The 22,527-nt window shown below is 71.9% G+C and carries 20 protein-coding genes, 1 tRNA gene and 1 pseudogene; 8 read left to right on the top strand and 14 right to left on the bottom strand.

What is annotated here, in order from left to right; translation table 11 throughout:
* Positions 1-10: 10 nt before the first annotated feature.
* Genes OG254_RS25275 through pdhA form a run of 3 tightly spaced genes read right to left on the bottom strand, consistent with a single transcriptional unit; the run spans position 11 to position 3,506 of the window.
* Entirely contained in the window at positions 11-1,369 is a 1,359-nt protein-coding gene (locus OG254_RS25275) for a dihydrolipoamide acetyltransferase family protein (protein WP_405585718.1), read from the bottom strand.
* Positions 1,369-2,373: an alpha-ketoacid dehydrogenase subunit beta gene (locus OG254_RS25270; protein ID WP_351195401.1), complete on the bottom strand. Its 1,005-nt coding sequence runs from the start codon at positions 2,371-2,373 to the stop codon at positions 1,369-1,371. Before OG254_RS25270 ends, OG254_RS25275 begins: the two co-directional genes overlap by 1 nt.
* Positions 2,370-3,506, bottom strand: a complete 1,137-nt coding sequence (gene pdhA / locus OG254_RS25265; RefSeq protein WP_405585715.1) for a pyruvate dehydrogenase (acetyl-transferring) E1 component subunit alpha — start codon at positions 3,504-3,506, stop codon at positions 2,370-2,372. The genes OG254_RS25270 and pdhA overlap by 4 nt, the downstream gene beginning before the upstream one ends.
* 190 nt (positions 3,507-3,696) lie before the next feature.
* Between pdhA and OG254_RS25260 the strand changes: the two genes are divergently transcribed.
* Complete coding sequence (locus OG254_RS25260; RefSeq protein WP_405595181.1) at positions 3,697-4,182, top strand: Lrp/AsnC family transcriptional regulator; 486 nt, start codon at positions 3,697-3,699, stop codon at positions 4,180-4,182.
* Between the two features lie 122 nt (positions 4,183-4,304).
* Here the strand turns inward: OG254_RS25260 and OG254_RS25255 are convergent, their stop codons facing one another.
* Together OG254_RS25255 and OG254_RS25250 are read right to left on the bottom strand one after the other, a co-directional pair.
* Entirely contained in the window at positions 4,305-4,895 is a 591-nt protein-coding gene (locus OG254_RS25255) for a TetR/AcrR family transcriptional regulator (RefSeq protein WP_405585712.1), read from the bottom strand.
* Complete coding sequence (locus OG254_RS25250) at positions 4,892-6,409, bottom strand: 3-hydroxyacyl-CoA dehydrogenase (protein ID WP_405585711.1); 1,518 nt, start codon at positions 6,407-6,409, stop codon at positions 4,892-4,894. The genes OG254_RS25255 and OG254_RS25250 overlap by 4 nt, the downstream gene beginning before the upstream one ends.
* A 160-nt stretch (positions 6,410-6,569) precedes the next feature.
* Here OG254_RS25250 and paaN point away from each other — a divergent pair, with 160 nt between their 5' ends.
* On the top strand, positions 6,570-8,261 hold the full coding sequence (paaN, locus tag OG254_RS25245) for a phenylacetic acid degradation protein PaaN (protein ID WP_405585708.1): 1,692 nt from the start codon (positions 6,570-6,572) through the stop codon (positions 8,259-8,261).
* A 3-nt stretch (positions 8,262-8,264) separates the two neighbouring features.
* On the opposite strand, the gene OG254_RS25240 is transcribed toward paaN, so the two are convergent.
* From OG254_RS25240 to OG254_RS25230, 3 genes are read right to left on the bottom strand one after another with little or no spacing between them, the layout of a single operon-like run.
* Complete coding sequence (locus tag OG254_RS25240) at positions 8,265-9,011, bottom strand: TrmH family RNA methyltransferase (protein ID WP_405585705.1); 747 nt, start codon at positions 9,009-9,011, stop codon at positions 8,265-8,267.
* Positions 9,008-10,234, bottom strand: a complete 1,227-nt coding sequence (locus tag OG254_RS25235) for an HTTM domain-containing protein (protein WP_405585702.1) — start codon at positions 10,232-10,234, stop codon at positions 9,008-9,010. The genes OG254_RS25240 and OG254_RS25235 overlap by 4 nt, the downstream gene beginning before the upstream one ends.
* The gene (locus tag OG254_RS25230; protein ID WP_405585699.1) at positions 10,231-11,034 is read right to left on the bottom strand and encodes a DUF5819 family protein; all 804 of its coding nucleotides are present in this window, start codon (positions 11,032-11,034) and stop codon (positions 10,231-10,233) included. Before OG254_RS25230 ends, OG254_RS25235 begins: the two co-directional genes overlap by 4 nt.
* A gap of 224 nt (positions 11,035-11,258) precedes the next feature.
* Here OG254_RS25230 and OG254_RS25225 point away from each other — a divergent pair, with 224 nt between their 5' ends.
* Positions 11,259-12,392 (top strand): acyl-CoA dehydrogenase family protein, encoded by a 1,134-nt coding sequence (locus OG254_RS25225; protein ID WP_405585696.1) that lies wholly within the window; start codon positions 11,259-11,261, stop codon positions 12,390-12,392.
* A gap of 20 nt (positions 12,393-12,412) precedes the next feature.
* On the opposite strand, the gene OG254_RS25220 is transcribed toward OG254_RS25225, so the two are convergent.
* From OG254_RS25220 to OG254_RS25205, 4 genes are all read right to left on the bottom strand, one after another.
* Positions 12,413-12,760, bottom strand: coding sequence for a rhodanese-like domain-containing protein (locus OG254_RS25220; RefSeq protein WP_405585694.1), 348 nt, complete (start codon positions 12,758-12,760; stop codon positions 12,413-12,415).
* 70 nt (positions 12,761-12,830) lie between these two features.
* Positions 12,831-13,772 (bottom strand): hypothetical protein, encoded by a 942-nt coding sequence (locus tag OG254_RS25215; RefSeq protein WP_351195416.1) that lies wholly within the window; start codon positions 13,770-13,772, stop codon positions 12,831-12,833.
* Between the two features lie 112 nt (positions 13,773-13,884).
* Positions 13,885-15,351, bottom strand: a complete 1,467-nt coding sequence (locus tag OG254_RS25210) for a DUF2252 domain-containing protein (RefSeq protein ID WP_405585691.1) — start codon at positions 15,349-15,351, stop codon at positions 13,885-13,887.
* 238 nt (positions 15,352-15,589) lie between these two features.
* Positions 15,590-15,952 carry a helix-turn-helix domain-containing protein gene (locus OG254_RS25205; RefSeq protein ID WP_351195419.1) on the bottom strand — a complete coding sequence of 121 codons (363 nt, stop codon included), beginning with the start codon at positions 15,950-15,952 and terminating at the stop codon, positions 15,590-15,592.
* A gap of 153 nt (positions 15,953-16,105) precedes the next feature.
* Between OG254_RS25205 and OG254_RS25200 the strand changes: the two genes are divergently transcribed.
* Positions 16,106-16,756, top strand: a complete 651-nt coding sequence (locus tag OG254_RS25200) for an FMN-dependent NADH-azoreductase (RefSeq protein ID WP_405585688.1) — start codon at positions 16,106-16,108, stop codon at positions 16,754-16,756.
* A 196-nt stretch (positions 16,757-16,952) separates the two neighbouring features.
* On the opposite strand, the pseudogene OG254_RS25195 reads toward OG254_RS25200, so the two are convergent.
* Positions 16,953-18,001 (bottom strand): annotated as a pseudogene (locus tag OG254_RS25195) (glycosyltransferase 87 family protein); the annotation flags it as partial.
* Positions 18,002-18,368: 367 nt separating this feature from the next.
* On the opposite strand from OG254_RS25195, the gene OG254_RS25190 reads away from it, so the two are divergent.
* Complete coding sequence (locus OG254_RS25190; RefSeq protein WP_351195423.1) at positions 18,369-18,731, top strand: DUF1304 domain-containing protein; 363 nt, start codon at positions 18,369-18,371, stop codon at positions 18,729-18,731.
* Positions 18,732-18,874: 143 nt separating this feature from the next.
* On the opposite strand, the gene OG254_RS25185 is transcribed toward OG254_RS25190, so the two are convergent.
* Positions 18,875-18,958, bottom strand: a tRNA-Leu gene (locus OG254_RS25185).
* Positions 18,959-19,451: 493 nt separating this feature from the next.
* Between OG254_RS25185 and OG254_RS25180 the strand changes: the two genes are divergently transcribed.
* The 3 genes from OG254_RS25180 to OG254_RS25170 all read left to right on the top strand — a co-directional run bounded on the left by OG254_RS25180 (position 19,452) and on the right by OG254_RS25170 (position 22,524).
* The gene (locus OG254_RS25180) at positions 19,452-20,321 is read left to right on the top strand and encodes an FhaA domain-containing protein (protein ID WP_405585685.1); all 870 of its coding nucleotides are present in this window, start codon (positions 19,452-19,454) and stop codon (positions 20,319-20,321) included.
* Positions 20,322-20,331: 10 nt separating this feature from the next.
* Positions 20,332-20,847: an FHA domain-containing protein gene (locus OG254_RS25175; protein WP_405585682.1), complete on the top strand. Its 516-nt coding sequence runs from the start codon at positions 20,332-20,334 to the stop codon at positions 20,845-20,847.
* 90 nt (positions 20,848-20,937) lie between these two features.
* Positions 20,938-22,524, top strand: coding sequence for a Stp1/IreP family PP2C-type Ser/Thr phosphatase (locus OG254_RS25170; protein WP_405595179.1), 1,587 nt, complete (start codon positions 20,938-20,940; stop codon positions 22,522-22,524).
* The last annotated feature ends 3 nt before the right edge of the window (positions 22,525-22,527 follow it).

Here is a 22,527-nt window from a genome sequence, read left to right as displayed (position 1 = left end):
GACGGCTGTGTCACAGGGTGCGCAGCAGCACCGCCGGCTGTTCCACGCAGTCCGCCACGTACCGCAGGAAGCCGCCCGCCGTGCCGCCGTCGCAGACCCGGTGGTCGAAGGTGAGCGAGAGCTCGACGAGCTGGCGCACCGCCAGCTCGCCCTCGTGCACCCACGGCTTGGGGATGATGCGGCCGACGCCGAGCATGGCGGCCTCGGGGTGGTTGATGATCGGTGTGGAGCCGTCGACGCCGAACACGCCGTAGTTGTTCAACGTGAAGGTCCCGCCGGTCAGTTCCGCGGGGGTGAGGGTGCCCCCGCGGCCCGCCTCGGTGAGCCGGGCGAACTCCGCGGTCAGCGACTCCGCGTCCCGCGCGTGCGCGTCCCGCACCACCGGGACGACGAGTCCCCGGGCGGTCTGCGCGGCGAATCCGAGGTGCACCTGGTCGAGCTGGACGACCTCCCTGGCCTCCATGTCGACCGTGGAGTTGAGCTCGGGGAACCGGGCCAGGGCCGCGGTGCAGATGCGGGCCAGCAGGGCGAGGAGGGAGATCTTCGGTCCCCCCGCGGCGTTCATCGCGGTCCGCGCCCGCATGAGCTCCGTCGCGTCGGCGTCCACCCAGCAGGTCGCGTCCGGGATCTCGCGCCGGCTGCGGGAGAGCTTGTCGGCCACAGCGCCGCGGACGCCCTTGAGGGGGGTGCGGATGCCGCCGACGGGGGCGGAGGAGCGGACCGGTGTCTGCGGCGCGGGCGGGACGGCGGTGGACGGGGCCGCGGCCACCACGCGCGGGTGCGGCTCGGCCACCGGCTGGGCGGTGCGCCCGTGTGCCTGGGCCGCCCGCAGCGCGTACTCGACGTCGGCCCGCAGGATGAGCCCGTCCGGTCCCGAGCCGTGCAGCTCACGCAGGTCAAGGCCGTTCTCGCGGGCGAGGCGGCGCACGAGCGGGGAGATGACCGGTACGGGTCCCTCCGGCGCCTCCTTCACTGCCGCTGCCCCATTGGCCGACACCGGTTCCGCCGGGGCCGCGGGCACGGGATCCCCCGGCCGTACCCTTCTGCGCCGGGCCGGTGCCTCCGAGGTGCCGTAGCCCACCAGGACGTTCCCGGAGCCCTCGGTCTCGCCGTCGGCTGCGGGCGCCCCCACCGCCACGGTGATCAGCGGTGCCCCGACGGGCAGCTCGGTGCCCTCCTCGCCGAAGCGGGCCGTGACGACGCCGCCGTAGGGGCAGGGGATGTCGACCATCGCCTTGGCCGTCTCGACCTCGACGACCGGCTGGTCGACGGCGACGACGTCACCGATCTCCACCAGCCAGCGGACGATCTCCGCCCCGGTGAGCCCCTCCCCGAGGTCGGGGAGCTTGAACTCCAGCACCTGTGCCATCAGCTCTCGGCCTCCCACTGCAGACGCCCCACGGCGTCCAGGATCCGGTCCACGCCGGGCAGGTGGTGACGCTCCACCATCGGCGGCGGATAGGGGATGTCGAACCCGGCCACGCGCAGCACCGGCGCCTCCAGGTGGTGGAAGCAGCGCTCCGTGACCCTGGCCGCGATCTCCCCTCCCGGTCCGCCGAACCCGCCCGACTCGTGTACGACAACTGCCCGCCCGGTCCGCCGTACCGAGGCGGTGACCGTCTCGTCGTCGAACGGCACCAGTGAGCGCAGGTCGACGACCTCCAGGTCCCAGCCCTCCTCCCGAGCCGCCTCGGCGGCTTCGAGGCAGACGGGCACGGACGGTCCGTACGTGATGAGCGTGGCGCTCCGGCCGGAGCGCCGCACCACCGCGCGGCCGATCGGTTCAACGGTCTGCGGGTCCTCAGGGTTCCAGGAGTCCTTCGACCAGTACAGACGCTTGGGCTCCAGGAAGACGACCGGGTCGTCGGAGGCGATGGAGGCGCGCAGCAGCCCGTAGGCGTCGGCGACGGTCGCGGGCGTGACGACATGGAGCCCCGGAGTCGCCATGTAGTACGCCTCGGAGGAGTCGCTGTGGTGCTCGACGCCGCCGATGCCGCCGCCGTAGGGGACGCGGATGGTGATCGGGAGCGGCATCCTGCCGCGGGTGCGGTTGCGCATGCGCGCGACGTGCGAGATCAGCTGCTCGAACGCCGGGTACGCGAAGGCGTCGAACTGCATCTCCACGACCGGGCGCAGTCCGTACATGGCCATGCCGACGGCCGTGCCGAGAATGCCCGCCTCGGCCAGCGGTGTGTCGGTGCAGCGGTCCTCGCCGAACTCCTTGGCGAGCCCGTCGGTGACGCGGAAGACACCGCCGAGGGCGCCGACGTCCTCGCCCATCACATGGACGGCCGGGTCTTCCGCCATGGCGTCGCGCAGCGCGCGCGTGAGGGCCTGCGCCATGGTGGCCGGCTTGACGGCGACGGTGGTCATCGGTGCGACCCTTCCGACTCGGCGTGGAGCTCCGCCTGCAGCTGGGCGCGCTGTTCGCGCAGTTGCTGCGTGGGCTCGGCGTAGACGTGGTCGAACAGGTCCATCGGGTCCAGCACCGGGTCCTGATTCATGCGTTCGCGCAGGTCGGCGGCCATCGTCTCGGCGGCGTCCCGCGCGGCCTGCTTGCCGGCGTCGTCGATCAGACCCCGCTCGGTCAGCTCGTGCTCCAGGAGGGCGATCGGGTCGTGCCCGCGCCAGGTCTCCACCTCGGAGTCGCCGCGGTAGCGGGTCGCGTCGTCGGCGTTGGTGTGGGCGTCGATGCGGTAGGTGATCGCCTCGATCAGGGTGGGGCCGCCGCCCGCACGGGCGTGCCGTACGGCGTCGCCGATCACCTCGTGCATGGCCGCCGCGTCGTTGCCGTCGACCAGGCGGCCGGGCATGCCGTAGCCGACGGCCTTGTGGGCCAGCGACGGGGCGGCGGTCTGCTTGGCGAGCGGGACGGAGATGGCGAAGCCGTTGTTCTGGACCAGGAAGACGACCGGCGCCTGCCAGACGGCGGCGAAGTTCAGCGCCTCGTGGAAGTCGCCCTCGCTGGTGCCGCCGTCGCCGACCATGGCGAGCGCGACCACGTCGTCGCCCTTGAGGCGGGCGGCGTGCGCGAGGCCGACGGCGTGCGGGAGCTGGGTGGCGAGCGGCGTGCACAGGGGGGCCACGCGGTGCTCGTGAGGGTCGTAGCCGGTGTGCCAGTCGCCGCGCAGCAGGGTCAGGGCCTCGACGGGGTCCACCCCCCGTGCGACGGCCGCGAGCGTGTCGCGGTAGCTCGGGAAGAGCCAGTCGCGCTCCTCAAGGGCGAGCGCGGCGGCGACCTCGCAGGCCTCCTGGCCCGTGCTGGACGGGTACACCGCGAGACGACCCTGCTTCGTGAGCGCGGTCGCCTGCGTGTTGTACCGGCGGCCCCGCACCAGCTCGGCGTAGAGCCGTCGCAGCAGGTCCGGGTCGGCCTTCGCCGCGGCCTCGGTGCCGAGGACGCGGTAGGGCTCGGCGTCGGGCAGCAGCGGCGCGGGGTCCATACGGGGCTGCCAGGCGGGCGGCGGCGATGGCCGGTACGCGCCTCGCTGCTCCATGACCGTCATGACGGCACCTCCTCGTGGGAGTGGCTACGGGAGGCGCAGCTCCTGTGAGGCGCCTCACCTACCGATTGTTCGGTCGTCGGCACATTTTGGCTACAGGCCCCCTCAGGCTGTGGACAAACGGTTCTCCACAGCCTCCAATGAACGCAGTACGTCCACGGAAGGAAGGTGGGGGGACATGGCGCCTGAACAAATGGCCGAAAGCCCGGAAGACGGCGTCCTCCTGCCGCCGGCCCGTCCGCTCGACGCCATCGATCAGGACATCCTCCAGATGCTCCAGACGGACGGCCGCGCGTCGATACGGTCCGTGGCCGAGCGGGTCCATGTCTCGCGCGCCAACGCCTACGCCCGCATCAACCGCCTCATCGAGGACGGTGTCATCCGTGGATTCGGCGCCCGCGTCAACCACGAACGCGCAGGCCAGGGCACGTCCGCGTACATCACCCTGAAGATCGTCCAGAACTCCTGGCGCACGGTCCGCGAACAGCTCCGCCAGCTCCCCGGCGCCTCCCACATCGCCCTGGTCGGCGGCGACTTCGACGTCCTGCTCCTGGTGCACACCCCCGACAACCGCGCCCTGCGCGAACTGGTCCTCACCCGCCTCCAGTCGATCCCCGAGGTGCTCAGCAGCCGCACGCTGCTGGTGTTCGAGGAGGAGGACCTGGAGCCGCAGGGCTGATCGTCCGCGCCGTTCCTCAGCCCGAGGCCATCACCACGGCCATCAGCATCACCAACAGCAGCGGAAGCACCCGAGGAAGACGTACTCCCACACGAGGATCGGCAACCCGGGCACCGTGGCGGTCAGCCGGCCTGGCGCAGGCCCCCGAAGACCAGCCGCACCACGGTCTCGGCGACCTCGCGTTCGTTCATGCCCCGGCCGTCCGGGCGGTACCACTCCACGATCGAGTTGACCATGCCGAAGACGAGCCGGGTCGCCAGGCGCACCTCCACGTCGGCACGGACCTCGCCGTCGGCGGCGGCCGCCTTGAGCAGTGCGGCGACCTGGTGGTCGAAGTCGCGGCGCCGCTCCAGGGCCCAGCGCTCGGTGCCGGTGTTGCCGCGTACGCGCAGCAGCAGCGTCACGTAGGGCAGGTCGGCTATGAGCACCTCGACCATGCGCCGCACGACGTACTCCAGGCGGTCGGCGGCGTGCCCCACGCGTGCGTGCTCCTCGTCGAGGATGCCGAAGAGCCCGTCGAGGGCGCGGCTGACGGCGCGGCGCAGCAGCTCCTCCTTGCCCGTGACGTGGTGGTAGATCGACGACTTGGAGATTCCGGCCGCCCTGGACAGGTGCTCCATGGAGGTGCCGTCGTAGCCACGGTCGTTGAAGACCTGCACGGCGACCGAGAGCAGCGTCTCCGGGGTGTACGTGTCGCGCTTGGCGGTGGTCATGAGGTGCTGCCCTCCCGCTTGTCGGAGGCGTACGCGTGGCGGTACAGCGCGAGGGAGGGCGCGTAGCGGCCGGAGGGCTCGCGGACGTGCAGTTCCTCCAGGACGTCGTACGCCCAGCCGCGGCCGAGCCTGCGGCTCCATTCGAACGGCCCCATAGGGTAGTTCACGCCGAGCCGCATCGCGGTGTCGATGTCCTCCTCGGTGGCCACGCCCTTGGCGACGGCGTCGTGCGCCAAGTCGACGATCCGGGCGACCGTGCGGGCGACGATCATGCCGGGGACGTCGCCGAGGACGCTGACGTCCTTGCCGAGCGCCTGGAAGAGGCCGATCGCCTCGGTGAGGGTCTGCTGCGAGGTGTCCTGGGAGGCGGACAGGGCGATCCGGGTGGCGCGGCGGTAGTCGAGGGCGAGGTCGAAGTAGACGACGTCCCGGAACTCCACCGACGTCTGTCCGTCGGCGAGCGCCAGCTGGCCCCCGCTGGGCAGCACCAGGCGGGTGCCGTGGTCCTCTTCCTCCTCGCGCACCGGGATGCCCGCCTCGCGGATCAGGGTGAGCAGCTCGGAGGCGGGGCCCAGGTCGCCCTCGGCGACGACGTAGGAGGGCTGCGGCTGCTTGTCCGCGGTGTGCGGCTCGTCCCGCTCGGCGTCCTCGGCGTAGTCGTACCAGCCGTGCCCGCTCTTGCGGCCCAGCCGGCCCGACTCGACCAGGCGGCGCTGGGCGAGCGAGGGCGTGAAGCGCACGTCGTTGAAGAAGGCCTGCCACACGGACTGCGTGACGGACTCGTTGACGTCCTGCCCGATGAGGTCGGTGAGCTCGAAGGCGCCCATCTTGAAGCCGCCGCACTCGCGCAGCACCGCGTCGATGGTGGCCGGGTCCCCTCCTTGCGCCTCGTAGACCGCGAAGGCCTCGGCGTAGAAGGGCCGGGCGATGCGGTTGACGATGAAGCCGGGGGTGTCGGCGCAGGCGACCGGCGTCTTGCCCCAGGCGCGTGCCATCTCGTACGCGCGCGTGGCCGACGTGACGTCGGTGGCGAACCCGGAGACGACCTCGACCAGCGGCAGCAGCGGCGCGGGGTTGAAGAAGTGCAGGCCCACGAAGCGGCCGGGGTTGGCCAGGGCGCCGCCGATGGCCGTGACGGACAGGGAGGAGGTGTTGGTGGCGAGCAGGCAGTCCTCGCCGACGATGCCCTCCAGCTCGCGCAGCAGCTCCTGTTTGACGTCGAGGCGCTCCAGGACGGCCTCGACGACCAGGGCGCAGTCCGCGAGCTCGGCGAGGGTCTCGGCGGGCAGCAGCCGCGCGCGGGCCGCGTCGCGGTCGGCGGCGGCGAGCCGGTCCTTCGCCACGAGCCGGTCGAGACGCGCGCCGATCGCGTCGGCCGCGTCCTGGGCCCGCCCGGGCGCGGCGTCGTACAGCCGTACGCAATGGCCGGCGACCAACGCGACCTGGGCGATGCCCTGGCCCATCGTGCCGGTGCCGACGACGGCCACGGGGCTGCTGAGGTCGAGTGCTGTCATGTGCGCGATCCTCCCGCACGGGGTTTTCCACAGATGCGGCGGACCCCCTTGAACCGACCGATCGTTCGGTTACTCTAACTCTGTCTGGCTGTTCCTGCCCATGTTTGTGCCCAGGTCATGAGCTCGACGGAGAGCTCTGGAAACGAGGAGTTGGTCCCGCATGGCCGCCGAACTGACCGCCCACGAGCTGATCGCCAAGCACCGGCCCACCCTCGACCAGGCGCTGGAGGCCATCCGCACCCGCGCGTACTGGTCCCCGCACCCCGAGCACCCCAAGGCCTACGGCGAGGCGGGCAGCCTGGACGCGGCAGCGGGCAAGGCCGCTTTCGACGCCCTCCTGGGCGCCCGTCTCGACCTCGGCCAGCCCGGCACCGACGGCTGGGTGGCAGGCGAGACGTCGCCGTACGGCATCGAGCTGGGCGTGGAGTACCCGCACGCGGACATCGACACGCTCCTGCCGGCCATGAAGTCCGGACAGCGCGCGTGGCGCGACGCGGGCGCGGAGATGCGCGCGGTGGTGTGTGTGGAGATCCTCAAGCGGATCAGCGACCGGACGCACGAGTTCGCCCATGCCGTCATGCACACGTCCGGCCAGGCCTTCATGATGGCGTTCCAGGCGGGCGGCCCGCACGCGCAGGACCGCGGCCTGGAGGCGGTGGCCTACGCGTATGTCGAGCAGGTCCGCACCCCCGACACCGCGGAGTGGACCAAGCCGCAGGGCAAGCGCGACCCGCTCGCGCTGAACAAGCAGTTCACGCCGGTCCCGCGCGGCATCGCGATGGTCATCGGCTGCAACACCTTCCCGACCTGGAACGGCTACCCGGGCCTGTTCGCCTCCCTCGCCACCGGCAACGCGGTCCTGGTCAAGCCCCACCCGCGCGCGGTGCTGCCGCTCGCGCTCACCGTGCAGGTCGCGCGCCAGGTCCTCACCGAGGCGGGCTTCGACGCGAACCTGGTCGCGCTGGCCGCCGAGCGCCCCGGCGAGGGCATCGCCAAGACCCTGGCCACCCGCCCGGAGATCCGGATCATCGACTACACCGGCTCGACCGCCTTCGGTGACTGGCTGGAGGCCAACGCCCGCCAGGCGCAGGTCTACACGGAGAAGGCCGGCGTCAACACGGTGATCGTCGACTCCACCGACAACTACAAGGGGATGCTGTCCAACCTGGCCTTCTCGCTGTCCCTGTACAGCGGCCAGATGTGCACCACCCCGCAGAACCTGCTCGTCCCCCGCGACGGCATCCGCACCGATGAGGGGCCCAAGACCTTCGACGAGGTCGTCGCCGACCTCGCCCGCGCGGTCGACGGCCTCCTCGGCGACGACGCCCGCGCGAACGCGCTGCTCGGCGCGATCGTCAACCCCGACGTCAAGGCACGGCTGGAGGCCGCGGCCGGGCTGGGCGAAGTCGCCCTCGCCTCACGGGAGATCGCGAACCCCGAGTTCCCGGACGCGGTGGTCCGTACGCCGGTGATCGTGAAGCTGGACGGGGCCAAGCCGGACGACGAGGCCGCGTACATGAGCGAGTGCTTCGGGCCGGTGTCGTTCGCCGTAGCGATGGACTCGGCCGCCGACGCGGCGGAGCTGCTGCGGCGAACCGTGCGGGAGAAGGGCGCGATGACGGTCGGGGCGTACACCACCGACGGCGAGGTCGAGGCTGCGATTCAGGAGGTCTGCCTGGAGGAGGCGGCGCAGCTGTCGCTGAACCTCACGGGTGGGGTGTACGTGAATCAGACGGCCGCGTTCTCGGACTTCCATGGGTCGGGCGGCAACCCGGCGGCCAACTCGGCGCTGTGCGACGGGGCGTTCGTGGCGAACCGGTTCCGGGTTGTCGAGGTGCGTCGGGAGGCCTAGGAACTAGGCCCGCAAAGCGCCCCCGGTGAGACTCCAGTGGTACAGCGTCATCGCCACGCTCGTCGCCAAGTTGTAGCTGGAGACCTGGGGGCGCATCGGCAGGGACAGCAAGTGGTCGGTGCGCGCGCGTAGTTCGGCCGACAGTCCACTGCGCTCCGAACCGAAAGCGAGGACGGCGTCGTCCGGGAGCTTCACGCCCCGGATGTCGTCGCCCTCCGGGTCGAGGGCGAACAGGGGGCCGGGGGGCAGCTCGGCCACCGTCAGCCGCTCCACGACCGTCGCGAAGTGCAGGCCCGCCCCGCCGCGTACGGCCGTCGGATGCCAGGGGTCCAGTGTGCCGGTGGTGACCACTCCGGTCGCGCCGAACCCGGCGGCCAGGCGGATCACGGCGCCCGCGTTGCCGAGGTTGCGTGGGTTGTCGAGGACCACGACCGGGGCGGTGCGGGGGGTGTGCGCCAGCGTTTCGAGGTTGGCGGCGCGCGGCGGCCGTACGGCCAGGGCGGCCACCGCGGTGGGGTGCGGGCGCGGCACCAGGGACGTGTACGTCGACTCCGGGACCTCGGCCAGGAGCGCGTCCAGGGCGTCCCGTACGTCCGGCGCCAGCTCGTCGGCGAGGGCCAGCGCGGCTTCCCGGTCCACGGCCACCGCGACCGGGACCTCGGCTCCGAAGCGCACGGCGTGCTTGAGGGCGTGGAAGCCGTCGAGCAGGACTGCGGTCGCGGCGAGCCGGTTCCAGGAGGTCACGGTCATGCCGAAGAGCCTACGTGCGCGTGCTCGGGGTTCTCGGGGGTGCGCGGTGCCGGGGGCTTCATCGGGTCGTCGTCGCGCCGCACCAGACCGGCCAGCCGGGCACGCGTGCGTGCCGCCCGGTCGCCCAGGCGGCGCAGGAACGACGTCGGCAGGAAGACCGCGTCCGCCGCGATCATCGCCAGCGAGAAGAAGGGCAGCCCGAGGACGATCGCGATCACGGCGTGCTCGGTGATCATCGCGGCGAGCAGGACGTTCTTGACCCGCCGGTTGAACAGCGTGAACGGGAAGGCGACCTGCACGATGACCGTGCCGTAGGTGATGAGCATCACCATCGTGCCGCTGGAGGACAGCACGTCGGCGAGCGCGGGCCAGGGCGAGAAGTAATCGAGGTGCAGCGGGTAGTAGACGGCGGTGCCGTCCTGCCAGCGTGAACCCTGGATCTTGTACCAGCCGGCGGTCGCGTAGATCAGGCACGCCTCGGCCATGATCACCAGCAGGGCGCCGTTGTGCACGACGTTGCCGATGACGTCCAGCAGGACGCGCGGCTGGGCGGTCCGGGCGCGGCGGTCCACGATCCACCACACGGCCAGGGCCAGCCAGACGCCCCACAGGATCACCGGCACGGTGACGTCGCCGTCGAGACGGCCCGCCGCGGTCACCGCGACCAGCGCGAACCCGAGCACGCCCCACAGGGCCGGGCCCACCCGGTCCGGCGCCACCCGCTCGCCACGCGCGCGTGCCGCCCGCTCCCGTCGCGCCCGGCGCCCGTCCAGCGACCAGACCTGACCGCAGCGCGTGAACACGAGGTAGACACACATCAGGTGCAGGACGTTGTCGCCGCCGTCGCCCATGAAGATGGAGCGGTTCTGCAGCGAGAGCACGCCGACCATGAACAGCACGGACATCGTGCGGGTGCGCCAGCCGAGCAGCAGCAGCACGCTGGTCAGGCCGGCGAAGACGTAGACCGTCTCGAACCAGATCCCGCCGCCGGACCAGATCAGCGCGGTGAAGGAGCCGTTCGTCCCGATCAGCTGCTGGGCGAGGTCGATGTCCCAGGGCCCGTCCGGGCCGTACAGCTCCTGGCGGTGCGGAAACTCGCGCAGCAGGAACAGCAGCCAGGTCGCGGTGAAGCCGATGCGGATGACGGCCGTCTGGTAGGGGCCGAGGGCGGTCACCGTGACGCGGGCGATAGCCGTGGAGACGGCGAGGGCGAAGCGGTTCACCGCGCGCCTCCCGTGCCGGTCCCGGCCGCGTCGGCGGCGGCCTGGTCCTCCGGGACCGACCACCAGGGCAGCACGCGGAGGCTCGGCTTGTTCGAGATCTGTTCGTCGCTCCACTTCGGCGGCGGCACATTCGTGGTGCGGGAGCGGACCTGGACGCGTTCGACGACGCCGCCCTCGCCGGCCGCGCCCGCGCGGTCGAGCCGCAGCTCCACTATGCGCCGCAGATAGGTCTCGGACAGGGCGCCCCGCAGTCCCACGGGACGGTTCTCGGCGTCGTGCGTGGCGACGAAGAAGTCCCAGGCCCGGCGCAGCTCGTTCTGCTGGGTGTGGCTGGGCAGCAGATTGCCGTCGATGGCCCGGCCGTCCTGGGCCGACAGGTCGTACCAGCCGGTCGTGCGCGCTCCGCCCCCGGCCGTGGCGACCTGGGCCCTGACCTGCACCGCGATGTTCTGCTGGAGCGGGTTGGGGGCGAACAGCTTCCAGTTCTGCTCGAACTCCGGGTATATCCAGTCGTCGATCGCCTGGCCGTGCTTCTTGGTGACCGTGTTCGGCGGGGCGACGTGCAGAAAGACCATCCCGATGTGGACGCATACGGCGATCGCCACGACCGCGACCGCGAGCGCGGCGCAGATCTGGTACCGCAGGGAGAGGGCGGCCACGCCGGTACGGGGTTCCGGTTCGGGTTCGTCGGGCGGCGGGGCGATGAGGTGCGCGTCGGCGGGCGGGGCGGGCTGCGGCACGGGGGGCGGCTCCTCGTCCGGCCCGTGCCGGGCGGCCGAGCCTGCGTCGTACGCGTCCATCCTGCCCCGTTTCCCGATTCCGGTTCGTCCTGCCTCAGCACTCGCACGGGAACGGTACTCAGGCACACCCGCCGGGCACAGCCCCTGTCGGGCGGCCGTTGCCCACACCTTACGGGGGCCGAGACGGACCGTACGGGGGTCGTGACGGGAGCATTCCCTTCTTCTAGAACCTGTTCTATCTTGACGCACCGTCAGATCGCCGTGCGTGTGGAAGGGCAGGGATCGTGGACTTCACCTTCACCGAGGAGCAGCAGGCGGCGGCCGAGGCGGCGCGCGGGGTGTTCGCCGGGGTCGCGCCGGACGCCGTGCCCTCGCCCGCGCTCACCCCGGGCGCCGTCGCCGACACCTTCGACCGCCCGCTGTGGAGCCGGCTCGCGGACGCCGACCTGCTGAGCCTGCTGCTCGCGGACGAGTACGGCGGCGCGGGCCTCGACGCCGTCGCACTGTGCCTGGTGCTGCGCGAGTCGGCGAAGGTCCTCGCCCGGGTCCCGCTGCTGGAGAGCAGCGCGGCGACGGCGGCCGTCCAGGCTTACGGCGCCCCGGAGCTGAAGGCGGAGCTGCTGGCGCGCGCGGGACGCGGCGAGGTCGTGCTGACGGTCGCCGCGCACGGCCGCACCGGCCACGACCCGGCCGAGCTCGCCGTGACGGCCCGGCGGGACGGCTCCGGGTGGGTGCTGGACGGGGTGCAGACCGCGGTGCCCTGGGCGTACGACGCCGATCTCGTCGTCGTGCCGGCCCGTACCGACGCCGACCGGACGATCCTCGCGCTGGTGCGGCGCGACGTGGAGGGGGTCTCGCTCGCCGAGCAGTTCTCGACCAGCGGGGAGCGGCTCGGGGAGCTGCGGCTGGAGTCGGTGCGGCCGGCGGCGCGGGACGTCATCGACACCGAGGGCGCATGGGAGTGGCTACGGGAGCTGCTGGCCACGGGGACGTGCGCGCTGGCGCTCGGGCTGGGGGAGCGGGTGCTGGGGATGACGTCCGAGTACGCGAGCAAGCGGGAGCAGTTCGGGCATCCGATCGCCACGTTTCAGGCGGTCGCGGTGCAGTGCGCCGACCGCTACATCGACCTGCGCGCGATGGAGGTCGCGCTGTGGCAGGCCGCGTGGCGGATCGCCTCGGGCGCCTCGGGTGCGCTGCCCGCCGCCGGGGACGTGGCCGTGGCCAAGATCTGGGCCTCGGAGGGCGTACGGCGGATCGTGCAGACGGCCCAGCATCTGCACGGCGGCTTCGGAGCCGACGTCGACTATCCGCTGCACCGGTACCACGCCTGGGCCAAGCACCTGGAGCTGGCGCTCGGCCCGGCTGCGGCTCACGAGGAGGCTCTGGGGGACCTGCTGGCCGCGCACCCGCTGGGCTGACCCGCGGATGCCGGGTGCCCTTACAGGACGAAGCCCGGCTGCCCCTCGTCGTTCACCACAGGACGTCCGACCGCCGCCCACACCTGCATGCCGCCGTCGACGTTCACGGCGTCGATGCCCTGCTGGACGAGGTACATCGCGACCTGCGCCGAGCGGCCGCCGGAGCGGCAGATCACATGGACGCGGGCGTCCTGCGGGGTGGCCTCGGTCAGCTCGCCGTAGCGGGCCACGAAATCGCTGATGGGGATGTGCAGGGCGCCCTCGGCGTGACCGGCCTGCCATTCGTCGGCCTCGCGGACGTCGAGGAGGAAGTCGTCGTCCTTGAGGTCGGTGACCTCGACGGTGGGTACGCCTGATCCGAAATGCATGCCACTGACGCTACCTGACGGGTGCGGAGGCGTTCAGGCCCCGCACCCCTTCCGGGATGTTCTCGACCCGCTAGCCGAGCAGTGCGGCCAGCTCCGCTTCGCGCTGCGCGACCTGGGCCAGGAGCTGGTCGGCGATCTCGTCGAGGAGGCGGTCGGGGTCGTCGGGGGCGATGCGGAGCATCCCGCCGATCGCGCTCTCCTCCAGGTCCTTCGCGACCAGGGTGAGCATCTCCTTGCGCCGGGCGAGCCATTCGAGGCGGGCGTAGAGCTCCTCGCTGGGAGTCGGGCCCTGCTCCTTGAGCACCGGTCCCGCGGCCCACTCCTCGGCCAGCTCCCGCAGCAGCGCCTCGTCACCACGGGCGTAGGCGGCGTTGACACGGGTGATGAACTCCTCGCGCCGGGCCCGCTCGGCCTCTTCCTGGGCGAGGTCGGGGTGGGCCTTGCGGGCCAGCTCGCGATAGAGCTTGCGGGCCTCGTCGCTGGGGCGCACCCGCTGCGGGGGCCGTACCGGCTGGTCCGTGAGCATCGCCGCGGCCTCGGGGAACAGCCCGTCGCCGTCCATCCAGCCGTGGAACAGCTCCTCCACGGCGGGCATCGGCATCACCCGGGCGCGGGCCTCGTCGGCCTTGCGGATGTCCTCGGGGTCGCCGGTGCGGGCGGCGACGGCCTCGGCGATCCGGGCGTCCAGCTCGTCGAGGCGGGTGTACATCGGGCCCAGCTTCTGGTGGTGCAGCCGGGAGAAGTTGTCCACCTCGACGCGGAAGGTCTCCACCGCGATCTCGTACTCGATCAACGCCTGCTCGGCGGCCCGCACGGCCCGCTCCAACCGCGCCTCGGGCCGCTCCTCCCGCGAGCTCTCGGCTTCGCCGGAGGAGGGGCGACCCTCGTCGTCCTCGGCCGTCACCCGTGCCTCACCACCCTGCTCAGCTCCACCGACGGGCTCCTCGGCACCATCCGGCGCCCCCGCACCAGCGGGCTCGGCCTGGGACTGCTCAGCTTCCGGCGTCATCACCCGCCCAGCGTAGGCCACACCGGGCCCGGCCCCTCGATGACCGACGCCACCGCGGGCACCGGGCCGACGACACGGGCCCGTCCACCGGCCGCTCCCTCGGGGGAGGCGTCCGTCACACCCCCATCTCCGCCTCGATCCGCCCCGCCCGCACCGCCGCCACGAGCTCGGCGTGGTCCGCCTCCGTGCGGTCGGCGTAGGTGACGGCGAACGCGGCGATCGCCTCGTCCAGCTCCTCGTTCTTGCCGCAGTAGCCGGAGATCAGGCGGGGGTCGACGCTGTGGGAGTGGGCGCGGGCCAGGAGGGCACCGGTCATGCGGGCGTAGTCGTCTATCTGGTCGGCGGCCAGCGCGGCCGGGTCGACACTGCCCTTGCGGTTGCGGAACTGGCGCACCTGGAACGGGAGTCCGTCGACCGTCGTCCAGCCCAGCAGGATGTCGCTGACGACCTGCATGCGCTTCTGGCCGAGGACCACGCGCCGGCCCTCGTGGTCCGCGTCCGGCGCCTCGAAGCCGGCGGTCACCAGGTGGGGGACCAGGGCCGAGGGGCGGGTCTCCTTGACCTGGAGGACCAGCGACTCGCCACGGTGGTCCAGGAGCAGGACCACGTAGGAGCGGGTGCCCACGCTGCCGGTGCCCACCACGCGGAACGCCACGTCGTGCACCGCGTGCCGGGAGAGGAGCGGGTGGCGGTCCTCGGAGAGGGTCGTGACGTAACCCTCCAGCGACGCCGCCACCGCCGCCGCCTCCTCGTCCGGCACCCGGCGCAGCACCGGCGGCGCGTCGACGAAGCTGCGGCCGCCGTCCTCGGTCGGTGCCGTCGACTTGGCGGCGAAGCGCCCGCTGGTGTTGGCCCGCGCCTTCTCCGCGACCCGCTCCAGCGTGCCGAGCAGGTCATGGGCGTCGGTGTGGGAGACCAGCTCCTCGTCCGCGATCGCGTTCCACGCGTCCAGCACCGGGAGCTTGGCCAGCAGCCGCATGGTGCGACGGTAGGAACCGACGGTGTCGTGCGCCGCCTTGCGGCACTTGTCCTCGTCGGCGCCCGCCTCCCGCCCCGCGAGCACGAGCGAGGTGGCGAGCCGCTTGAGGTCCCACTCCCAGGGGCCGTACAGCGTCTCGTCGAAGTCGTTCAGATCGATGACCAGGCCGCCGCGGGCGTCGGCGTACAGGCCGAAGTTCGCCGCGTGCGCGTCGCCGCAGATCTGGGCGCGGATCCGGGTCATGGGGGTGCGGGCGAGGTCGTAGGCCATGAGCCCCGCCGAGCCGCGCAGGAACGCGAAGGGTGTCGCCGCCATCCGGCCGACCCTTATCGGGGTGAGCTCGGGGATCCGGCCCAGGTTGGACTCCTCGACGGCGGCCACCGCGCCGGGGCGGGAGGCGTCCAGATCGAACACCGCGTGCTCAGCGCGCGGCACCCGCCTGCGCAGCGCCTTGCCCTCCTCCTTCGGCGACCCACCGCCGGGCCACTCGGCGAACCCCTGCACACGGGGGAGCCGACGCGACGCGGGGCGCGCCCCGGACTCCGACGCCACCACGGCGGCCTCCGCCTCCGCCGCCACAGCCTCGGCACCGACCTCGGTCATCCCGACCGCCTCCCCCGCTCACGCACGAACATCAACTCGTGCCGACGTTACAACCGGTGGCCGGAACTCGTCAGACCCTGTGGACAACTCCGCGGTTGTGGAAAACCCGGATGGAGTCAGCAGGCAGCCGACGTGACAGCGGGCGGCCCGTCCGAACAACCCCGACGCGACATGCAGGCGCCCCGCCCCAACAACCCCGACGCGACATGCGGGCGCCCCGCCCGAACAACAACGACCCTCAGCAGCCCTCCGGCCGCTCCCCGTCCGGCAGGTACTGCTTCGCCCACCCGCCCAGCTCCTTCAGCGCGGGCTCCAGCGCGGCCCCCGCCTCCGTCAGCCGGTACATCACCCGCAGCGGCGGCCCTTCATAGACCTCGCGCACCACCAGTCCCGCCGTGGCGAGTTCGGTGAGCCGGTCGGAGAGCATGCGCTCGCTGATGCCGGGGACGGCCCGGCGCAGGGCGACGAAATACGCGGGACCCGAGGTCAGGACGGACACGATCGGGCCGGTCCAGCGCTTTCCGAGCAGCTGAAAGACGCGGCTGATCCCCTCGTCGACCTGTTTGCACGTTGCCACGTCGTGACTCTGCTCACCCGCCATGCCCTTCAGGGTACTGCCCTGCGGTACGGGGATGAAAAAAAGTAAGTGACTGTGCTATCCATAGTTGGGTACGAACATTCAGTTCCTGCGAACAGGTACGTCCCTGGACGCAGATGCCCCCTGCCCGCTCCCGTCCCTTCCGGAGAGACCCCCATGGCAACGCTGCTGCACATCGACTCCTCGGTCTTCTCGACCGACGCCTCCTCCTCCCGCGCCGTCACCGACGCCTTCCGCCGCACCTGGCAGGAACAGCACCCCGAGGGCACGGTGATCCACCGCGACCTGGCCGCGCACCCCGTGCCGCACATCAGCGCCCACGCCCACACCGCCGGCTTCTCCGATCCGGCGACGCACACCCCGGAGCAGGCCGCCGCCTTCGCCGAGCGCGTGAAGCTGATCGAGGAGCTGGAGAGCGCGGACGCCGTGCTGATCGGCGCCCCGATGTACAACCTGACGATCCCGTCGACCCTGAAGGCCTGGCTGGACAACGTGGTCCTGATGGGCCGCACCGCGGGCGACGTCCAGTCGGTCAAGGGCACCCCGGTCACCGTCGTCGCCAGCCGCGGCGGCGCGTACGGTCCGGGCACCCCGCGCGAGGGTTACGAGTACGTGCAGAACTACCTGTCGGCGGTCCTGGCCGACTTCCTCGGCACCGACCTCGACTTCATCGTCCCCGAGCTCACGATGGCCCCGGCCAACCCGCAGATGTCCGACCTGGTCCCCCTCTTCGAGGCCTCCCGCGAGCGCGCCCTCGGCGAGGCCGCCACGAAGGCGAAGCAGCTGGCCCAGAAGCTCGCGGCGTAGCGCGGATCAACAGCGGCACGAGCGGCACGCACGCGAGCAGCACGCACGCGTGGAGCCCCTCCGAAACTTCGGGGCTCCACGCACGCGTGGCGGACGGTCGGACGGTCGGGTGGTCAAGGCGTCGGGCCACCGAGCCCTCGTCGCACCCCCACACCCAGCCACCCCCCACCCTCCCCCGAGTCCCACACCCCGCCCCTCACCCACGGCCGACCCCCACCAACCGCCCGACCCGAGGAGCAGCTCTCACCAGCTCCGCCCGCCGGAACCAGACGGCCAGGACCAGCGGATGGACCAGGTACCCGAACCGCGTCGCAGGCATCAGGCACATCGCCAGCCCCAACCCGAGCGCCAGCCGGTCCGCCGCCGCGAGAACGGTCCAGGGCGGCCGTACCGCCAACGACACCCCCACACCGCCGGCGGCGGCCACGAGCGCGGCCACGGCGAGGGCGGAACCGCCGGGCACGTACGTCGCCAGCAGATGCCCGGGCAGCGGGCTCGCCACAGGAGAGCGCACCCCGCCTCACCGAGCGGGAAGAGCACCACGTGCTCGACGAAGGCGTGCGGATCGGCCAGGGCCGCCGGCACCACGGCCGACGCGGCCACCAGTACGGCGACGACTCCGGCCCGCACGGCCGCCCGCCGCCCCGCCGTGACCGCGAGCAGGACCAGCCCCACCGGCAGCAGCGGCCAGGCCGTCCACTTCAGCGCCGCCGCGGCGCCCATCGCCGGCCCGGCCGCCGTACCGGTCCCGCCCCGGCCCGCCAGAGCCAGCCCCAGACACATCAGCCCGATCACCGGCAGATCGACCCCACCGACGACCAGCGGCAGCGCCACCGCGGGGAACGCCGCGGGCAACACCACGGCTCGCCCACCCGAACCCCCGCCCGGCCCAGGCGAGTTACGCCCCGACCGCCACCCGGCGACCAGCATGCTCACCAGGAACACCGCGCAGAACCACACCCGCGCATCCGCGAACGCCGTACCGCCGAACAGCGCGTGGGCTATCCCGAACAGCGCCATCCCGGGCAGATAGAGGTTGTAGTCGTCGACGCCGGCCGGATGCGGCACGTACGGCCTGCCGGAGTTCAGCAGCAGGTCGCCGGAGTGCTCGACGACGTGCACCTCCGACTGCGCGGCCCCCGCGGCCACCATCAGCGCCAGCGGCACCACGACCGCCCCGAGCACCGCGGCGAGCGCACTACGCCCGCTCCAGGGGCGCGGCGCCCGACGGGCGAGCACGGCCGCCCCGTCGGGGTTCCGGACGTTCAGGGGCGAGGACGGCACCACTGGGCCGAACTCCGGCGACGTGGGAAACGGACTCGGGGGCGACGTAGGAAAGGGGTTCGGCGGGCATCGGTGGGCTCCCGGGGAAGGGAAGCTCCAATCTCTTGCCGAGGCCCCCACAGCCACCTCGGCCGAACGGCCACGCTTCCCGCCCCCGAAACCACGGGCTCAGCCGAAAGACCGACTGACCGACCGCCCACGGCAGCCCACGCCCTCCTGAGCCCCACAAGAGGCCAAAGGCCTACAAACCACCCGCCCCATCAAGCCGCCCGAGGCCCAACAGGCCACCCGCCTCCCCCGCCCCGCAACCCCCCGGCACAATCACCGCATGCATGCGATCTCTGTCGTCCTCGTCGCCCTCATGGCGCTGCTGCACGTGTACATCCTGGTGCTGGAGATGTTCCTGTGGCAGCGCGGCCCGGGCCGCGGCTTCTCCGGCTTCGACGCCGAGATGGCCCGCGCCACCGCGCCGCTGGCCGCCAACCAGGGTCTCTACAACGGCTTCCTGGCCGCGGGCCTGGTCTGGGGTCTGATCGCCGACGACCCGACCGGTCACCAGGTCCAGATCTTCTTCCTGTCCTGCATCGTCGTCGCCGGCGTCTACGGCGCGGCCACCGCCAACCGCCGCATCCTCTTCGCCCAGGCCCTCCCCGCCGCCGTGACGCTCGCCACGGTCGTCGCGGCAGGCTGACGCCCTCGGCCCGTGCCGTGACCTGAGAGCTTCATCACAGGTCACGGCACCCAAGACGGTGCACGTGACGGTGATGGACGGCACAACGTGGCGAACACAACAGAAGAGGCGGCATCGTGTCAACGATGCCGCCTCTTCGAGCGTGCGCGAGGGGGGAGTTGAACCCCCACGCCCTTGCGGGCACTGGAACCTGAATCCAGCGCGTCTGCCTATTCCGCCACCCGCGCATTGGGTGTGTCCTCGGGGCCTTCTCTTGCGGTCCGGCGCCTTCCGACACCCAGAACATTAGCACGGCGGTCAGGGTGGGTTCACATCCCTTATCCCCAGGCAGCCGCTGTGCAGCCGCCCACCAGCGCAGTCGCGCGAGCCGTCCTGAAGTGACCGATCCGCGCCGCCGCCCGCTCCGTATCAAGGAGTACCTGTTCACGTATCAACCTCGTACCGGTCCTGGGCATCTCCCCAGGAGCAGGTCGGGGTCCACAGTCAGGTGCGGGACACTGGTTTGCGGCCGCCTCTACGATCCATGGCAAGACTGTGCCCGTGAGGAGTTCGAAGGGGAGCTCCGAAGGGAACTTCGAGGGCGTCGACACCCGTCGACCGGGCCGACAGGGGGAACCAGCCGATTTACCGGCGCGTGGATACGATCAGTAAGCAGTACCAGGTAAGGCAGTACCCGCCCGGCGGGATGCAGGACGAAGCAGGCTACGGAGGAGGTGCCCCATGGGAGTCCTGAAGAAGTTCGAGCAGCGCCTCGAAGGTCTGGTCAACGGCACCTTCGCCAAGGTGTTCAAGTCCGAGGTCCAGCCCGTGGAGATCGCCGGCGCGCTTCAGCGCGAGTGCGACAACAACGCGACGATCTGGAACCGCGACCGGACCGTCGTCCCCAATGACTTCATCGTGGAGCTGAGCACACCGGACTTCGAGCGGCTCAGCCCGTACTCCGGCCAGCTCGGCGACGAGCTCGCCGGCATGGTCCGCGACTACGCCAAGCAGCAGCGCTACACCTTCATGGGCCCGATCAAGGTCCACCTGGAGAAGGCCGACGATCTCGACACCGGCCTGTACCGCGTGCGCAGCCGTACGCTCGCCGGCTCCACGGACCAGCAAAGCCAGCAGGCCTCCGCACCCGCCGCCCCGGCCGGGCGGCCCGGCGGCGCCCAGGGCGGCTACGGCTACCCGCAGCCCGCCGCGCCCGCCGGCGCCCCTCCCATGCCGCCGTCGCCGCCGCCCGGCGGACGCCCCGGCGGCTACGGCTACCCGCAGCCCGCGGGCGGCCAGCGTCCTCCCGCCGCACCCGCGGCCGGCGGCCGCACCCGCTACTGGATCGAGATCAACGGCACCCGCCATCAGATCTCCCGCGCGACGCTCGTGCTGGGCCGCAGCACCGAGGCCGACGTGCGGATCGACGACCCCGGCGTCTCGCGCCGGCACTGCGAGATCCGGACCGGAACGCCCTCGACGATCCAGGATCTCGGGTCCACCAACGGCATCGTGGTGGACGGGCAGCACACCACCCGCGCTACGCTCCGCGACGGCTCGCGGATCGTCGTGGGCAGCAGCACCATCATTTACCGGCAAGCCGAAGGGTGAAGCGGGGGCAATGTCAGAGCTGACCCTCACGGTCATGCGGCTGGGTTTCCTGGCCGTACTGTGGCTGTTCGTGATCGTGGCCGTGCAGGTCATCCGCAGCGACCTGTTCGGTACGCGCGTCACTCAGCGCGGGTCCAGGCGGGAGGCCGGACGCCAGCAGCAGCAGGCCGCGCGGCAGGCTGCGCCACCGCAGCAGCGCGGCCAGCAGAGCGGCGGCCGCCAGCGCCGTAACGCTCCCTCCAAGCTGGTCGTGTCCGAGGGCACCCTGACCGGCACCACCGTCGCGCTCCAGGGCCAGACCATCACCCTGGGCCGGGCGCACGACAGCACGATCGTGCTGGACGACGACTACGCCTCCAGCCGGCATGCCAGGATCTACCCGGACCGCGACGGCCAGTGGATCGTCGAGGACCTGGGCTCCACCAACGGCACGTACCTCGACCGAACGCGGCTCACGACCCCGACACCGATTCCGCTGGGCGCGCCGATCCGCATCGGCAAGACCGTCATCGAGCTGCGGAAGTAGTACGACAATGAGCGAGCGGAGCGAGCACGCAGCGGCGGCCCACACCACGGGCCCCGGCGCGCTCCCGACCGGAGGGTGGGCACCGTGCGGATGTACCCGGAGCCAACGGGCGAGGTGCGCATGAGTCTGTCACTGCGCTTTGCCGCCGGATCGCACAAAGGCATGATCCGGGAGGGCAACGAGGACTCCGGATACGCCGGACCGCGCCTGCTCGCCATCGCCGACGGCATGGGTGGCGCGGCCGCGGGCGAGGTCGCCTCGTCGGAGGCCATCTCGACGATCGTCGCCCTCGACGACGACATCCCCGGCTCGGACATCCTCACCTCGCTCGGCACCGCCGTACAGCGTGCCAACGACCAGCTGCGCTCGATGGTCGACGACGACCCGCAGCTGGAGGGCATGGGCACCACGCTCACGGCCCTGCTGTGGACCGGGCAGCGCCTCGGCCTCGTGCACGTCGGCGACTCGCGCGCCTACCTGCTGCGCGACGGCGTCCTCACGCAGATCACGCAGGACCACACCTGGGTGCAGCGCCTCGTCGACGAGGGCCGCATCACCGAGGAGGAGGCGACCACGCATCCGCAGCGGTCCCTCCTGATGCGCGCGCTGGGCAGCGGCGACCATGTCGACCCCGACCTGTCCATCCGTGAAGTCCGCGCCGGCGACCGGTACTTGATCTGCTCCGACGGCCTCTCCGGCGTCGTGTCCCACCAGACCCTCGAGGACACCCTCGCCAGCTACCAGGGCCCGCAGGAGACCGTCCAGGAGCTCATCCAGCTCGCGCTGCGCGGCGGCGGCCCCGACAACATCACCGTGATCATCGCCGACGTCCTCGACCTGGACACCGGCGACACCCTGGCCGGGCAGCTGTCCGACACCCCGGTCGTGGTCGGCGCGGTCGCCGAGAACCAGCAGCACCACCCGCACGACAACGGCATCATGCAGACCCCGGCCGGCCGCGCCTCCGGGCTCGGCCGCCAGGTGCCGGGACAGGGCGGCGGGGGCGGCGAGTTCGGCCCGCCCGGCTCCGGCGACACCACCGGCTACGCCCCGGCGGGCGGCTTCGGCGACTACACCGACGACGACTTCATCAAGCCCCGCAGGGGCCGCAAGTGGCTGAAGAGATCCTTCTACTCGGCCCTGGCGCTCGCCGTCATCGGCGGCGGGCTGTACGGCGGCTGGCGCTGGACGCAGACGCAGTACTACGTCGGCACGAACGAGGGACACGTCGCCCTGTACCGCGGGATCAGCCAGGACCTCGCCTGGGTCTCGCTCTCGAAGGTGGAGAAGGACCACCCCGAGATCGAACTCAAGTACCTTCCGCCGTACCAGCAGAAACTGGTCGAGGCGACCATCACCGAGGGCGGTCTGAAGGACGCCCAGGCGAAGGTCGACGAGCTGGCCCTGCAGGCCTCCGCGTGCAAGAAGCGGTCCGCGCAGCAGGCCGCCCAGAGCGAGCAGAACGCCAAGACGGGCGAGGGCGAGGCCGGAGGCACCACGGGAACCACCCGTACCTCCCTTACGTCCAAGGCGTCACCGACACCGAATCCCTCGGCGTCCACCAAGTCCCCGCCCCCGAACTCCTCCACCTCCCCGACACCGACTGCGACGCCAAGCCCCGGACCCACGCTCTCGGAGGAAGAGCAGAAGGTCGTCACGAACTGCGGCACGCAGTAGGCA

Source organism: Streptomyces sp. NBC_01092 (genome assembly GCF_045039535.1).
Classification (GTDB): domain Bacteria; phylum Actinomycetota; class Actinomycetes; order Streptomycetales; family Streptomycetaceae; genus Streptomyces.
This window is presented reverse-complemented; position numbering and strand designations above follow the sequence as displayed.

Excerpts from the sequence above, each read along its gene's own strand:
- OG254_RS25255 (WP_405585712.1), bottom strand. The coding sequence starts at position 4,895 with ATGACCACCGCCAAGCGCGACACGTACACCCCGGAGACGCTGCTCTCG.
- OG254_RS25260 (WP_405595181.1), top strand. The coding sequence starts at position 3,697 with ATGGCCGAAAGCCCGGAAGACGGCGTCCTCCTGCCGCCGGCCCGTCCG.
- OG254_RS25170 (WP_405595179.1), top strand. The coding sequence starts at position 20,938 with ATGTACCCGGAGCCAACGGGCGAGGTGCGCATGAGTCTGTCACTGCGC.
- OG254_RS25210 (WP_405585691.1), bottom strand. The coding sequence starts at position 15,351 with ATGACCGAGGTCGGTGCCGAGGCTGTGGCGGCGGAGGCGGAGGCCGCC.
- OG254_RS25275 (WP_405585718.1), bottom strand. The coding sequence starts at position 1,369 with ATGGCACAGGTGCTGGAGTTCAAGCTCCCCGACCTCGGGGAGGGGCTC.
- OG254_RS25175 (WP_405585682.1), top strand. The coding sequence starts at position 20,332 with ATGTCAGAGCTGACCCTCACGGTCATGCGGCTGGGTTTCCTGGCCGTA.
- OG254_RS25180 (WP_405585685.1), top strand. The coding sequence starts at position 19,452 with ATGGGAGTCCTGAAGAAGTTCGAGCAGCGCCTCGAAGGTCTGGTCAAC.
- OG254_RS25220 (WP_405585694.1), bottom strand. The coding sequence starts at position 12,760 with ATGCATTTCGGATCAGGCGTACCCACCGTCGAGGTCACCGACCTCAAG.
- OG254_RS25240 (WP_405585705.1), bottom strand. The coding sequence starts at position 9,011 with ATGACCGTGACCTCCTGGAACCGGCTCGCCGCGACCGCAGTCCTGCTC.
- OG254_RS25230 (WP_405585699.1), bottom strand. The coding sequence starts at position 11,034 with ATGGACGCGTACGACGCAGGCTCGGCCGCCCGGCACGGGCCGGACGAG.
- OG254_RS25190 (WP_351195423.1), top strand. The coding sequence starts at position 18,369 with ATGCATGCGATCTCTGTCGTCCTCGTCGCCCTCATGGCGCTGCTGCAC.
- paaN (WP_405585708.1), top strand. The coding sequence starts at position 6,570 with ATGGCCGCCGAACTGACCGCCCACGAGCTGATCGCCAAGCACCGGCCC.
- OG254_RS25200 (WP_405585688.1), top strand. The coding sequence starts at position 16,106 with ATGGCAACGCTGCTGCACATCGACTCCTCGGTCTTCTCGACCGACGCC.
- OG254_RS25250 (WP_405585711.1), bottom strand. The coding sequence starts at position 6,409 with ATGACAGCACTCGACCTCAGCAGCCCCGTGGCCGTCGTCGGCACCGGC.
- pdhA (WP_405585715.1), bottom strand. The coding sequence starts at position 3,506 with ATGACGGTCATGGAGCAGCGAGGCGCGTACCGGCCATCGCCGCCGCCC.
- OG254_RS25270 (WP_351195401.1), bottom strand. The coding sequence starts at position 2,373 with ATGACCACCGTCGCCGTCAAGCCGGCCACCATGGCGCAGGCCCTCACG.
- OG254_RS25205 (WP_351195419.1), bottom strand. The coding sequence starts at position 15,952 with ATGGCGGGTGAGCAGAGTCACGACGTGGCAACGTGCAAACAGGTCGAC.